10 protein-coding genes are annotated in these 13,659 nt (G+C 58.4%); 3 read left to right on the top strand and 7 right to left on the bottom strand.

Annotated features, from left to right (window positions below; all coding sequences use genetic code 11):
- Positions 1-95: 95 nt before the first annotated feature.
- The 5 genes from C1A08_RS01370 to mazG are packed head-to-tail and all read right to left on the bottom strand — an operon-like array spanning position 96 to position 5,574.
- On the bottom strand, positions 96-842 hold the full coding sequence (locus C1A08_RS01370; RefSeq protein ID WP_101570867.1) for a LytR/AlgR family response regulator transcription factor: 747 nt from the start codon (positions 840-842) through the stop codon (positions 96-98).
- Entirely contained in the window at positions 839-3,184 is a 2,346-nt protein-coding gene (locus C1A08_RS01365) for a hypothetical protein (RefSeq protein ID WP_101570865.1), read from the bottom strand. The genes C1A08_RS01370 and C1A08_RS01365 overlap by 4 nt, the downstream gene beginning before the upstream one ends.
- A complete protein-coding gene (locus C1A08_RS01360; protein ID WP_101570863.1) occupies positions 3,181-4,230 on the bottom strand; it encodes a sensor histidine kinase in 1,050 nt (349 codons plus the stop codon). Before C1A08_RS01360 ends, C1A08_RS01365 begins: the two co-directional genes overlap by 4 nt.
- A gap of 10 nt (positions 4,231-4,240) precedes the next feature.
- Positions 4,241-4,753, bottom strand: coding sequence for a gamma carbonic anhydrase family protein (locus tag C1A08_RS01355; RefSeq protein WP_101570861.1), 513 nt, complete (start codon positions 4,751-4,753; stop codon positions 4,241-4,243).
- Between the two features lie 32 nt (positions 4,754-4,785).
- Entirely contained in the window at positions 4,786-5,574 is a 789-nt protein-coding gene (mazG, locus tag C1A08_RS01350; RefSeq protein ID WP_101570859.1) for a nucleoside triphosphate pyrophosphohydrolase, read from the bottom strand.
- Positions 5,575-5,812: 238 nt separating this feature from the next.
- On the opposite strand from mazG, the gene C1A08_RS01345 reads away from it, so the two are divergent.
- Genes C1A08_RS01345 through C1A08_RS01335 form a run of 3 tightly spaced genes read left to right on the top strand, consistent with a single transcriptional unit; the run spans position 5,813 to position 10,787 of the window.
- Entirely contained in the window at positions 5,813-6,979 is a 1,167-nt protein-coding gene (locus C1A08_RS01345; RefSeq protein WP_101571603.1) for an exo-beta-N-acetylmuramidase NamZ family protein, read from the top strand.
- Positions 6,969-9,458, top strand: a complete 2,490-nt coding sequence (locus C1A08_RS01340) for a beta-N-acetylhexosaminidase (RefSeq protein ID WP_101570857.1) — start codon at positions 6,969-6,971, stop codon at positions 9,456-9,458. The genes C1A08_RS01345 and C1A08_RS01340 overlap by 11 nt, the downstream gene beginning before the upstream one ends.
- A gap of 15 nt (positions 9,459-9,473) precedes the next feature.
- The gene (locus C1A08_RS01335; protein WP_101570855.1) at positions 9,474-10,787 is read left to right on the top strand and encodes a serine hydrolase domain-containing protein; all 1,314 of its coding nucleotides are present in this window, start codon (positions 9,474-9,476) and stop codon (positions 10,785-10,787) included.
- 102 nt (positions 10,788-10,889) lie between these two features.
- On the opposite strand, the gene rho is transcribed toward C1A08_RS01335, so the two are convergent.
- Positions 10,890-12,734, bottom strand: coding sequence for a transcription termination factor Rho (gene rho, locus C1A08_RS01330; protein WP_101570853.1), 1,845 nt, complete (start codon positions 12,732-12,734; stop codon positions 10,890-10,892).
- Between the two features lie 117 nt (positions 12,735-12,851).
- Positions 12,852-13,610 carry a 3-deoxy-manno-octulosonate cytidylyltransferase gene (gene kdsB / locus C1A08_RS01325; RefSeq protein ID WP_101571600.1) on the bottom strand — a complete coding sequence of 253 codons (759 nt, stop codon included), beginning with the start codon at positions 13,608-13,610 and terminating at the stop codon, positions 12,852-12,854.
- Positions 13,611-13,659: the final 49 nt, after the last annotated feature.

Below are 13,659 nucleotides of genomic sequence, written 5' to 3'. Positions count from 1 at the left end.
GATTAGTTATACAACTTAGGTGTTATAAAAGTAGGTTTTTTGTTTTAAAACAGCGACAAAAAACCGGCAGGCAGTATTTTCGGTTTAGCGCGCCGTCAGTTACCGGTAAACCATTTTTTGAAATCCGGAACCCGAGCCTTGCTGACGACGATGCGTTCCGGGATTTTGACGGTCAGGTTGACCGACAGCCGGCTGCCGAACCATACCGACAGGTCGCGGACGGCGCGGCGCGAGACGATGAATTGCCGGTTCGCCCGGTAAAAGTCGCGTTCCGGCAGCAAGGCGATCAGCGTGTCCAGCGGTTTGTCCATCGGCAGGCTCCGGCCGTCGAACGTGACGACCGAGACCTTCTCGTCGGCGGTGTAGCAATAGGCGATCTCGTCCGGGGTCAGCGGAACCAGTTTGTCGCGAAACGGAATCAGAAAACTCTGCGCCCGCGCCGAGAGATAACGCTGGGTCTGTTCGACGTATTCGGCTTTTTCGCGGCCCGACAGCCGTTTGAATTTTTCGAAAGCCCGTTCGAGTTCCTGTTTTTTGATCGGCTTGAGGATATAGTCGATGCTGTTGACCTTGAATGCGTCGAGCGCGTAACGGTCGTAAGCCGTCGTAAAGACGATCGGGCAGGGGATATCGACTTGTTCGAAAATCTTGAAAGCCTGTCCGTCGGCCAGGTGGATATCCATGAAGACGATGTCCGGCAGCGGGTTGGCGCGTATCCAGCCGATCGAGTCAACGACCGTGTCGATCACGTCGACGATCTCGACCGACGGGTCGATTTCCCGCAGCAAGCTTTTCAGGTTGGTTGCCGCCGCCGTTTCGTCTTCGATGATTAACGCTTTCATTGTTGGAAGGTTTCAGAATTCCGGGGTTCCGCCTGACGGTCGAGCCGATCCAGGACGTAACGGATGTTCAGTTGCTTTTCGAGCAGGTCTTGCGGGACGTAAAAATAGTGGTTCGACGATTCGTAGCCGATCGTAGGGTCGTTCCGGACGATCGGCAGCAGATCGGCGGTCAGTTCGGCTTCGGCTTCCGCCGCCCGGCGCATCGTGTCGATGTACCGGCGCCGTTCGTCGCGGTCGGTCGATGTCAGCAGGCGGTTGCGGGCTTCGGTGAACCGGGCTTGGTTCGCCGAAGAAGCGCAGTGGATGCCGACGGTACGGGCGCGTCCCAGGTCGTCGGTCAGTTGCTTGCGGTATTTTCCTTTCGAAACCGCTACGGCTTTTTGCAGCAGTTCGCAGCCTGCCGCGAACCCGTCCGCCACTTTTTGCATCTGGGCGACGAACGTTTCGGTCGGGTAGACCGACCGCCAGTTGTCCAGCGCGTCGTAGGGGATACCTACCATGCTGGCCGGCCAGCCGGTCGGTTCCGTATACAGCGGATTGGCGGGGCCCATGTGCTGCGGCCCGCTATAAAGCGTTCCCCCGTTATAGGGAAATTCCTTGAACGCTTCGGAAAAGAGGTGCCATGCCCGGCATACCAGCGGTGCGGCCTGTTTGCCGTAATGTTTTTCGGCCAGTTGACGCAAGCAGGTTTCCTGCTGCTGTCCCGGACGGAAGGACTGGAACAGTTCCAGGTTGGTCGACGGATAACCGCCCAGACTCCAGCTCAGCATCACGCCGTCCGTAGCCTCCGACGTCAGGTTCTCGGCGTGCTGCGCCACGAGTTCCAATACGGGAACAGCCGGTACGACGGCCATTTCCCACGAGGCGTTCACCTGTATTTTGGCGACGGTTTTCAGACCTGCCTGCTTGGCGTATCGCCAGTGTGCGAGCGCCCGCGGTCCCGGGCCTACGGCTGACAGCGCGTATTCGCCCACGGCCGACCGGATACCTCCGCGTTCGATCGGCAGCGCCCATTCGCTGACCGACATCAGCCAGCAGCTTTTGGGCAAACGGCCGATGATCTCTTCGGCGTAAGAATCGTTCCATCCCCAGTCCCATACCAGCACTTTGGCGTCGGGACTGCCGCTCCTTACGCCTTTCTCGATCGCCGTGTTGACCTCTACGATCAGGTCGGCGTACGAGCGGTTCCGGCAGCGTTCGCATTGGCCCTGTCCGCCGCGCGACGCACAGTTGGTCAGGTTTTCCGATGCGGTGATCGTAAATACGCCGGAGAGTCCCGGAACCTGCCGGAATACCGATTCCAGCGACCGGCTCGTCCAGTCGAGCACTTCGGGCACCGACGTGCATAGGGCGCGCTGGTCTCCTTCGGCCGATCCCATCAACGCTTTCCTCTGGGGATCGGATTCGAAAAACGAGAGGTTCATCGCACGGGGTTCGTTCACATACAGGTAGATGCCGATCCCGTATTTGGCGGCGCGTTCGACCAGCCGTTTCAGCCCTTCGATGCGCAGTCCGGCATCGTCCGCCCCCGGGAAAATGCCGTCCGGCGGAACCAGCGTCCGCAGTACGGAGTGCATCCAGATTCCGTTCACGCCGGCCTCGGAGAGCCGCTGCAACAGTCCTTCCGGATAGGACGACAGTTCGGGATCGGTCAGCGGATCGCCGAACGTCGCGCAGTAAGGGTAGATGATCCGCAGCGCGAAACCCTGTCCGCCGGTATCGGCCGTTGCCGGTTCCTGTCGTTTGCGGGCGGGTTTATGACTTCGGGAAAATTCGTCGATGAATGCGAACCGGGGCGTCTCGGCAACGGCGGTTGCCGGCCGGATATCCCGGACTTGCGCGGCGATCCGGGCGGCTTGTCGTTCGGCCTGTTCGGAAGGCTTTTCGTAATGCAGCGGCGGGCAATAGGGTTTCCTGTAACCCAGTTTTACGAACAGGTAGTCGTCTTCGATCAGCCGCCATGCCAGTTCCTCGCGCGTGATGCCGAGCAGCGTGAGCAGTTGGTCGTATGGCAGCAGGTGCCAGTTCCGCCGCAATACGGTGATATATCCCTGCGGGGAGTTCCATTCGGGTTCGATCGCCCGTTGCGGAGGAAGGCCCATCGATTCGGCCAGCGCACGGACATTTTCGACCGGGGTTTCGAGCACTTCGGCCAGTTTCCGGGCCGGGACGAGCGTCCAGTTGCGCCATACGAACGCGTATTGGCGTCCCGGGAACCAGGGCGATTCGACGGCGGGCGCCGTTCCGTTTTCATCGGGCAGCGGTGCGGCCGTCGATGCGGGTAGTGCGGCTGCGGCAGAGCCGAACAGCAGAAGCAGGGATACGATCAGTTTACGGGTCATGACAGGGATTTGATTGGGTTCGGGGATTCGATGAGCGGAAGGATCACTTCGAACGCGTCGTCGGTACGGATGATACGCACCTGTTGCGACGTGAGCAACAGGTAGCGGGACGACAGGTTTTTAAGTCCGATCCCTGTTCCGGTCGTTTCGTCGATTTTAGGGATCAACGGGTTCGACACTACGAGCGTGCCGTCGTCCGTGCGGATGGCGATCCGCAGCGGTTTCGTCCGCGAGATGCTGTTATGCTTGACGGCGTTTTCGATCAGCGGCTGTAGCGACAGTACCGGCAGTTTCCAATCCCGGTAACGGTCTTCGATCCGGATGTCGCAGAACAGTTTGTTTTCGTAGCGGATCGTCAGCAGGTAGAGGTAGGCTTCGGTGAAGCGCAGCTCTTCGGACAGCGTGGTCAGTTCTCCCTGGCCCGATTGCAGCATGTAGCGGAACGTGTCGGCCAGCCGGTCGATGTACAGCAGCGCTTTGTCGTTGCTTTTTTCACGCACCAGCATCGACAGCGAGTTCAGCGAGTTGAACAGGAAGTGCGGGCTGATCTGGTTGGCCAGCATGTTGTAGCGCGTTTGCAGGTTTTCGTTTTTGAGCTGCTCGTTTTCGATCGTGATGTGCTGTTTCTGGTAAATCAGTTCGAATATCAGTCCGTACAGCACCGAAACGATCAGCACGAACGAGCATTTCATGATGTGCAGCGGATTATACAGCCGGCCGGTCATCAGCGGGATGTTCCAATTGCCGCCGCGGCTCAGCGTCGGGATGAACAGGTAGAAAAGCACCGTGATCGCAATGGTTAACAGGATTTTGCGCGTCAGCGACAGGCTGCGTACGGTGTTCAACATGACGATCGCGATCGCCATGGCATAGAAGTAGAACAACTGGAAAGCGATGAATCCGGGAGCCATCGTCATCATCGGAGGCGGACGGTGACCGCGCACGTCGTTTCCGTTCAGCAGGAACGAAAAATTGACGATCAGCGTCAGCGCCAGCGCTACCAGCAGGTTGATGACGATTACCCGATGCTTTCCGGTCTGTTTCATGGCTTTCCGGCTATTTGTACCACGAAGCGTACATCATGTAGTCGCGGGCCGTGCGTTCGATGATGTCGCGCACCTGTTCCGGCGTCACGTCCTTCACGCGCCGCGCCGGTACGCCGGCGTAGACGCTGCCCGGTTCGATAACGGTTTTCGACAGTACCAGCGAATTGGCCGCGACGATCGATCCCGTGCCTACGACGGCATGATCGAGCACGGTCGCTCCCATGCCGATCAGGCATTTGTCCTCGATCCTGGCGCCGTGAATGTTGGCGTTGTGGCCGATCGAGATGTCGTTGCCGATGACCGTCACCGAACGCTGGTACAACGTGTGGACGACTACTCCGTCCTGGATGTTGACCCGGTCGCCGATCGTGATTTTATTGACGTCGCCGCGCAGCACGGTGCTGAACCAGATGCTACAGTCCCGGCCGATCGTGACGTCGCCGATGATCGTGGCGTTTTCCGCCAGAAACGTATTTTCTCCGATTACGGGCGTAAAGCCCCGCAGCGGTTTGATAAGTGCCATAATTCCGTTTTTTAAGTTATTCGCCGATAAAGTTAACGATTTTCCCGGATTTTCGCTTCGTCCCACAGGGCGTCCATCTGTTCGAGCGTCATTTCGCGCAGGGTCAGCCCTTGTTGTTCGGCGCGGTCTTCGATGTGGGCGAACCGTTCGATGAATTTGCGGTTGCTCTGTTCGAGCGCCGCTTCCGGATCGACGCCGTAGAGCCGCGCCGCATTGATCAGCGCGAAGAACAGGTCGCCGAATTCGGCTTCGGTGCGCCGCCGGTCGCGGGCGTCGATCTCGTGCTGTACTTCGCCGATCTCTTCGCGGACTTTCGCCCAGACGTCTTCGCGCTTTTCCCAGTCGAATCCGGCCGAAGCTGCCTTTTCGCCGATCCGGTAGGCTTTGACCATCGCCGGCAGCGAACGCGGCACGCCCGAAAGCACGCGCTTTTTCTCGTGCGCCTGCGCTTTTTCTTTCAGTTTGATGTCCTCCCAGTTTTGTTTTACTTGTTCGGCATTGTCGGCTTGCGTGTCGCCGAACACGTGCGGATGCCGGAATACCAACTTGTCGCAAATGCCGTTCGCCACGTCGCCCAGGTCGAACGCTTGCTGCTCGGAGCCCATCTTCGAGTAGAATACCACGTGCAGCAGCAGATCGCCCAGCTCTTTGCGGATTTCGTTCAGGTCGTGGTCGAGGATCGCGTCAGCCAGTTCGTAGGTCTCTTCGATCGTGTTCATCCGCAACGAATCGAACGTCTGCTTCCGGTCCCACGGGCATTTTTCCCGCAATTCGTCCATGATGTCGAGCAGGCGGCCGACCGCTTCGAGTCTTTTATCCATAGTCTTTTCGGTGTTTGATAGAGCAAATATACATTAATCCGAGGGAAAATCGTTAACTTTGTAAATCGGGGATATCCGATAAAATGAAAGAGGAGGTGCGGAATTTATCGGTACTATCGGCGAGAAGGGGGGCTTGTCCGATTTCGATAAAGAGTCTGAGCCGGTTTGCTCGCCATGCCGATGCGAATGATATCAGGGTGTGGTGGATCGGCCCCGAATTTTGCTAAATCCGTTATTGTTGAATAAATTGAGACTACTGATCGTTGTTTTTGCGTTGCTGGCCTGCCGGGTTGCGGGGAGCGACCGCGTGGTCGTCGGGGCCGAGCGTACCGACCGGTACCTGCCGCTGATCGAAGGCAAGCGGGTGGGGATACTGACTAACCATACCGGCCGTATCGGTCGGACGCATATCGTGGATTCGCTGTATGCGCTGGGAGTGGATCTGAAAATGGTTTTCGCGCCGGAACACGGGTTTCGCGGCGATGCCGACGCAGGCGAACACGTTTCCGACGGCCGGGACGCCCGGACGGGGATCCCGATCGTTTCGGTTTACGGGGCCAATAAATGCCCGCCCGCCGAGTATATGAAACAGCTCGACGTCGTGCTGTTCGACATCCAGGACGTCGGCCTGCGCTATTATACGTACCTGTCGTCGATGCATTACATGATGCAGGCCTGTGCCGACAACGACGTGCGGATGATCGTGCTGGATCGTCCGAATCCGAACGGCTTTTACGTCGACGGCCCGGTGCTCGATCCGAAATACCGGTCGTTCGTCGGTATGCATCCGATTCCGGTCGTGCACGGGATGACCCTCGGCGAGCTGGCCGGGATGATCAACGGCGAAGGGTGGCTCGACGACGCTGCCGTCTGCTCCCTGACAGTGATTCCGTGCCTGAATTATACGCACCGAACGCGGTATGTACTGCCCGAAAAACCGTCTCCGAATCTGCCGAACATGCGCGCCGTTTACCTGTACAGTTCGCTGTGCTTTTTCGAAGGAACGCCGGTCAGTCTCGGACGGGGCACCGATTTCCCGTTTCAGGCTTACGGGCATCCGGATCTGAAAAGGACTTCGTTCCGCTTTACGCCGCACAGCAACGCCGGAGCGAAAAATCCGCCGCTGAAAGACCGGCTGTGCTACGGCGTCGATCTGCGGAGCGTCCCGTCCGACGAACAGGTGTGGCGCGAAGGGGTCAACCTGGCCTACGTGATCGATTGTTACCGGCAACTGAACCTGGGCGAAAAGTTCTTTACGCCGATGTTCGAAAAGCTTATCGGGGTCGATTACGTTCGCCGTATGATCGTCGAAGGAGCCGACGCCGGGCAGATCGAGGCCCGCTGGAGGGAGGATGTGGAACGTTTCAAACAGAGCCGTAAACCGTATTTGCTGTATGAAGAGTAGCCTGAGCCTGTTATTCGTTTTGCTGGGTCTGTTTTGTCACGGCCAGAACCTGATTCCGCGACCCGAACGGGCGGACAAGCGGGAGGGGGAGTTCCTGGTCGCCAAGCAGACTGAAATTTACAGTCCCGCTTTTCCGGATTTGTTCGATTACCTGAACGACCACATCGAGCGGGTGTGCGGCTACCGCCTTGCCGCCGGCGGACATCGCCGCAGCATCCAGCAGATATCCATCGAAAAGCACGAGGGCGGATTGTCCGAGGAGGGCTACCTGTTGGATATCTCCCCGAGCAGGATCACGATCCGGGCGAACGACCGGGGCGGAGCGTTCTATGCGCTGCAAACCCTGTTTCAACTGATGCCGGTATCGGTTTACCGGCCGGACGCCGCGCAACATGCCGAAACGTTCGCGATCCCCTGTTTTCATATCGAGGATGCGCCCCGTTTCGCTTACCGGGGCGTTATGCTCGACGTGTCCCGTAACTTTTCGGACAAGGCGGCCGTGATGCGGTATATCGACTGGATAGCGCGTCATAAGCTCAATACGCTGCATTGGCATTTGACCGACGACAACGGCTGGCGGGTCGAAATTAAAAAGTATCCGGAACTTACGTCCCGGGGAGCTTGGCGGGGGCCCGGCGAAGTGCTACCGCCTTCCTACGGCTCGGGGAACGAGCGTTACGGCGGATTCTATACGCAGCAGGATGTCCGCGAGATCGTGGATTACGCCGCGTTCCGCAACGTGGAGATCATCCCGGAGATCGACCTGCCCGGACACAGCCAGACGCTTACGTCGGTTTATCCGGAAACGTTCTGCCGGACGTCCGGTTCGGTTACCTACAAGCCGGAGGAGATGCGGGAAACGCTTTGCGCCGGTCGCGAAGAGAATTTCGAAATGCTGCGCGACATTCTGCAGGAGCTTGCCGGACTTTTTCCGTCGAAATATATCCATATCGGCGGCGACGAGGTCAGCGTCCGCTATTGGCGGAATTGTCCCCGCTGCCGGGCGCTGATGACGGAGAAAAAGATGAAAACGCCCGCCGAGCTGCGGGGATATTTCGTACACCGCCTCGAAGACCTCGTCCATAGCGTCGGCAAGACATGCGCGGCCTGGAACGAGGCCGTTCAGGCCCGCAATTTGCGTCCGGCGACGCTGATTTACGGTTGGGAGAACGTCGACGTATGTCGGCAGGCCGCCGCGGCCGGACAGCCTGTCGTGATGATGCCCGCTTCCTATTGCTACATTGACATGAAGCAGCATCCGTGGGACCGCGGCCATACCTGGGCCGGTCGGGTCGACGTGCGGCGGGTGTACGATTTCGAGCCGGCGGATTTTCTTTCGGCCGAACGGTTGGAACGGGTGCGGGGCGTTGAGGCGGCGCAGTGGGCCGAATTGCTGAACGAGCCGGAACGTTTCGCCGAGTATCAGGGCTATCCGAGGCTTTGCGCGTTGGCCGAAGTGGGGTGGACGCAGCCCGGACAGCGCGACTGGAACGATTTTTACCGGCGGTTGACCTCCGGGCATCTCGAACGGTTGGGTGCGATGGGCATCCGGTTCCGCATGTTTCCGCCGCAGACGGAGTACCGCTCGGGCGTCGTTACCGTTACGCCGGAAATCGCCGGCGTCGAGATTCGTTATACGACCGACCTGAGCGAGCCGGACGAGTCGTCCGCGCTCTATACCGAGCCGCTGCGCACGGATCGTCCGGAGCGCTACCGGTTTCGGGCGTTCGGCTGCGGCGGGTACAGTACGGCCGTTTTCCCTGTCGCCGAGCTTTTCCGGGCGGAGCTGGCTCCAGCCGAACAACGGGTTTTCAGGGTGCCGTTGAAAGATTACGTGACCCGCGACGGGCTCTGGCTGTTGTCGTTCACGCAGCGGCGGGACAATGCGATGATCGTGCGGCTCGAAGTGAGCGGCCCGGATACGGCTTATACGATTATTCGAAACGGGCAAAAAATCAATCCGCTGCGCGATCTGAGATTGTACGCCGATTCGGCGAACCGCACGGCCGACCTGCTGGTCACGCTGAAAAACAACAGTTCGAAACGGGAAGAATTGACGCTGAACCTCAGGCCTTCGCCCTATATCGAGCCGGCGGTTTCCGTAACCAGTTCGCTGACCTGTTCCGGGAAATTTCCGATCCGCAACAGCGCCGATTACCAATTTTCATCTTACGTACGTACGGTTTCCCCCTGCAAGGCGGGCGATTATATCCTGTTCGCGTTCGACGAGCCGGTCGATTGCGAGGCGATCGATGTCCGGACGGGACTTCCGGACGTTACCCGTTACATCGTGACCGACGGTACGGCCGCTTGTTCGGCCGACGGCAAGACGTTCGGGGAAGAAATTCCGTTGAAGCCGGACGGAAGCGTCGTGCTGCGCCCTTCGGCGCCGGTTCGGGCCGTCCGCATCTCGATCCGGGGAGGCAATGGCGAAACGATTCTCGGATGGCAGGATTTGCGGGTAGTTCCCCGGTTGTAATTTAAAAAAGATTCGATGGTTCGAAAGATTGTTTTATGTTTTATCGTATGGGCGTCGGCTCTGTCGTCGTCTGCCCGGGATATTCCGGAGTGCGTGCGTGTGAAACTGGATTCGATGATCGACGATGGGCTGAAATGCCGGGCCTTTCCCGGGGCTTCGCTCGTCGTGGGCGACCGGGACGGGATCTGCTATGCCCGCCATTACGGCTGTCACGACTATTCCGGAAAACGACCCGTAGCGGACGGAGATCTTTTCGACGTAGCTTCATGTACCAAGGTGCTTTCGACGACTTTCGCCGTGATGCGGTTGTACGATCAGGGTAAATTGAAAGTTATGGAAGCCGTCGGGCGTTACCTGCCCGAACTGGCGGCTACGCCGGTCGGAGGGATTTCGCTGCGGGAGTTGCTGACGCACACTTCGGGACTGCGCGCGCAGGTTTTTTATACGCCGTTGGTGCGCAATGCCGCCGGCGGAAGCATGTTCAGCGGTAAACGGACGGCCGCCTATCCGCATCAGGTCGGCAAAAACTATTACGTGGCCGGGGAGATCGCTTACGATACGGCTTACCTTTGTTCGGCTTCGCGGCCCGGCTGGCGGCAGGCGGCCGACGACCTGTATGTCAATCCGGCGGTCGATACGCTGATCCTCGGACAGATCGTGCGGGATTATAAGCCGGCCCGTCGCGGCAGTTACCTGTACAGCGATACGAATTTTTTGCTGTTGAAGATGATCGTCGAACGCGTTTCCGGTCGGCCCCTCGACGAACTGACGCGGGAACTGTTCGCCGAATTGGACTGCACGGACACTTATTACAATCCGTTGCAATACCGCGATAAGAGGAACTGCCTGCCTACCGAGACCGACTATATCCTCGGACGCGGAACGGTGCAGGGGTATGTGCACGATGAACTGGGAGCTCTGATGGGCGGCGTGGGCGGCAACGCCGGACTGTTTACGACGGCGCGCGACATGGCTCGTTTCTGCGAGATGATCCTCGGGGGCGGAACTTATGCCGGACGGCAGGTGCTGACCCGCAAGACCGTCGAGCTTTTTACGGAGTCGCCCTATACGGAACAGGGCGTTTGGCGCGGCCTCGGGTTCGATAAGCGGGACCCGAAAACGGGCGAATTGGGCGGCGAGACCCGTTTCGGCCATACCGGGTTCACCGGGACGATTTTCTGGATGGACAGCCGGACGGGCGTTTACATGGTTTTCCTGACCAATGCCGTGCACCCGACCCGGGTGAACAACAAGCTGAACGCTTCCATGCTGCGTACGAAAATCTGGGAAACGCTTTGCTGTATGCCGGACAGTTCCGGTAGTTTTTGAAAAATGCCCGGAGCGCCCGTGCGAACGGAGGTGCGATGATAAAAGACGCCCGGCCTTTCATTACAGTGAAAGGCCGGGCGTCGTATTTGTCAGGGAATCCGCTTATTGATTCATCGTAACGAGCAGTTCTTCGTTCGAACGCGTGGATTCCATGTGTTTTTTGATGATCTCCATCGCTTCGCTCGAGTTCATGTCGGCCAGGTAGCGGCGCAACACCCAGATTTTCTGCAGAACCTCTTTGCTGAGCAGCAGGTCTTCGCGGCGCGTGCCGGAAGCGATGATGTCGACGGCCGGGTAAACCCGCTTGTTGGAGAGTTTGCGGTCGAGTTGCAGTTCCATGTTGCCGGTGCCCTTGAACTCCTCGAAGATCACCTCGTCCATTTTCGATCCGGTATCGATCAGTGCCGTTGCGATGATGGTCAGCGAACCGCGCTCCTCGGTGTTGCGGGCCGCGCCGAAAAACCGTTTGGGTTTGTGCAGCGCGTTGGCGTCCACCCCGCCCGACAGGACTTTGCCGGATGCCGGCTGTACGGTGTTGTAAGCTCGCGCGAGCCGCGTAATCGAGTCGAGCAGGATCACGACGTCGTGTCCGCATTCGACCATCCGTTTGGCTTTCTCAAGCACCATTTCGGCGACTTTTACGTGGCGCGAGGCCTGTTCGTCGAAGGTCGAGGCGACGACTTCGGCTTTGACATTGCGGGCCATTTCGGTCACTTCTTCGGGACGTTCGTCGATCAGCAGGACGATCAGGTAGACTTCCGGATGGTTGTCGGCGATTGCGTTGGCGATCGATTGCAACAGCATCGTTTTACCGGTTTTCGGCTGTGCCACGATCAGTCCCCGCTGGCCTTTCCCGATCGGAGAGAACAGATCGATCACCCGGGAGGACAGGTTATTGTGCCCGTTTCCGGTCAGGTTGAACTTTTCGGACGGGAACAGCGGGGTCATGTATTCGAATTGTACGCGGTCGCGGGTTTCGTCGGGACCGAGTCCGTTGATCCGGTTCACCTTGACCAGCGGGAAATATTTTTCGCCCTCTTTCGGCGGCCGGATGACGCCTTGTACCGTGTCGCCGGCTTTCAATCCGAATAGCTTGATCTGCGACGGCGAGACGTAGATGTCGTCCGGGGAGTTCAGATAGTTGTAGTCCGGCGAACGCAGGAAGCCGTATCCGTCGGGCATGATCTCCAGTACGCCTTCTCCCTGTACGCTGCCCAGGAACTCGTCTTTCGCATCCTTCTTGGAACCCGTTTTCGGGGATTCGTGCTGCGGTTCCGCGTGGCGTTCCGCATGATCCGTTCCCGGCAGGGTTTCCGGAACGGTCTCGGTCGGAACGATCTCCTGGCGTACGGGGGATTCGTTGTCATGGACGGGTTGTTTTACAGCGTCGTTCTGATCCGCCGTCGGCGTTTCCGGTTTCGTATAAACGATCCGGTTTCTTTTCCGGTCGCGTTCCATTTTGTTTTTTTCCGGACTGGCCGTGTAATTCCGCGCTTTCTGGTTTTCGCGGGGGGCTTCCGGATGGGCCGTTTTTTTCGCGTTCCGGGATTGTTCCGTTTCGGCCGCCGCAGGCTGCGGGTCTGCCGTTTCGGCGCGTGCCGCGTCTTCCTGTTTTTTCTCTTTTCCTGCGGCATTTTCCGCGAAGAACGGTTCGGATGGAATCGGGAGTTCGGTTTCCGGCTTTGTATCGGAGCCGACTCCGGTTACTTTGACGGCATTGATCTTTTTGCGTCTTTCCCGTTTTTGCGGCACCGGATGGTCGCTTTGCGGAGTTTCCGCGGGACTCGTTTCCTGGAGGGGGCTTTCGCCGCTTTCCGGCCGTTCCGACTGTTCGAGGATTTTATCGATGAGGGCCTGTTTGCGCATCTGGGCTTTGATACCCAACTTTTTCCCTATTTCACGCAATTCGGCAAGACTCTTTCCGCTCAATGCTTCTGCGTCATACATAGAATATGCTGTTTTTATTTATTTCAGTGATTTACGTTTGTCCGAACGGACAACGAAGACCATCGTTTAATGATGATACAAATGTAGCGGATTTTTTGAGAATAACAAAACGGAGGTCTATTTTTCGCTTCGCCGCAGGAATTCGACGGCTGCTTTCAGGTCGTCGGGCGTGTCGATCGCCAGGCTTTCCGAATGCGTTTCCGCCGCTTTGATGCGGAAGCCGTTTTCGAGCCAGCGGAGTTGTTCGAGCGATTCCAGTTTTTCGAGCGTGCCCTGCGGTAGTTCGGCGATCCGCCGCAGCACGCTGCTCTTGTAGGCATACAGGCCGATGTGCTTCAGGAATTTGTGGGATCGTTGCCACCGATCGCGCTCCGTGCCGCGCAGGTAGGGGATCGCCGAACGGCTGAAGTAGAGCGCATAGCCGTCGGTCGAAAGCACCACTTTCGGCGAGTTGGGGTTGAAGATGTCTTCGTGCGCGTCGAACGCTTTAACCAGCGTCGCGATTTCGGTGGCAGGATCGTCGAAACATCCGGTAATCAGCCGCAGCTGTTCTTCGGCGACGAACGGTTCGTCGCCCTGGATATTGACGACCGCGTCGAATCGTTTGCCGGTCGAAGCCTCGATGCGGTCGAGGGCTTCGCGGCAGCGGTCGGTTCCGCTGCGGTGTTCGGCGGAGGTCATAACGGCCTGTCCGCCGAATCCTTCGACGGTGCGGACGATCCGTTCGTCGTCGCTCGCCACGTAACAGTCGGAGAAAAAGGCGTGCGCTTTTTCGTAGACGTGCCGGATCATCGGTTTGCCCGCGAGGTCGGCCAGCGGTTTGCCTGGGAATCGGGTCGATGCGTACCGTGCCGGTATCAGTGCCAGGAATTTCATGTTTTTCGTTTTTTTAACGGCCGGAGAGCAGCGGATGCGGAAAGTTTTA

It is taken from the genome of Alistipes sp. cv1, from assembly GCF_900240235.1.
GTDB lineage: Bacteria > Bacteroidota > Bacteroidia > Bacteroidales > Rikenellaceae > Alistipes_A > Alistipes_A hominis.
This window is presented reverse-complemented; position numbering and strand designations above follow the sequence as displayed.

Bases quoted from the DNA above. Each gene is read 5' to 3' on its own strand.
- C1A08_RS01370 (WP_101570867.1), bottom strand. From the start codon at position 842: ATGAAAGCGTTAATCATCGAAGACGAAACGGCGGCGGCAACCAACCTG.
- C1A08_RS01365 (WP_101570865.1), bottom strand. From the start codon at position 3,184: ATGACCCGTAAACTGATCGTATCCCTGCTTCTGCTGTTCGGCTCTGCC.
- C1A08_RS01360 (WP_101570863.1), bottom strand. From the start codon at position 4,230: ATGAAACAGACCGGAAAGCATCGGGTAATCGTCATCAACCTGCTGGTA.
- C1A08_RS01355 (WP_101570861.1), bottom strand. From the start codon at position 4,753: ATGGCACTTATCAAACCGCTGCGGGGCTTTACGCCCGTAATCGGAGAA.
- mazG (WP_101570859.1), bottom strand. From the start codon at position 5,574: ATGGATAAAAGACTCGAAGCGGTCGGCCGCCTGCTCGACATCATGGAC.
- C1A08_RS01340 (WP_101570857.1), top strand. From the start codon at position 6,969: ATGAAGAGTAGCCTGAGCCTGTTATTCGTTTTGCTGGGTCTGTTTTGT.
- C1A08_RS01335 (WP_101570855.1), top strand. From the start codon at position 9,474: ATGGTTCGAAAGATTGTTTTATGTTTTATCGTATGGGCGTCGGCTCTG.
- rho (WP_101570853.1), bottom strand. From the start codon at position 12,734: ATGTATGACGCAGAAGCATTGAGCGGAAAGAGTCTTGCCGAATTGCGT.
- kdsB (WP_101571600.1), bottom strand. From the start codon at position 13,610: ATGAAATTCCTGGCACTGATACCGGCACGGTACGCATCGACCCGATTC.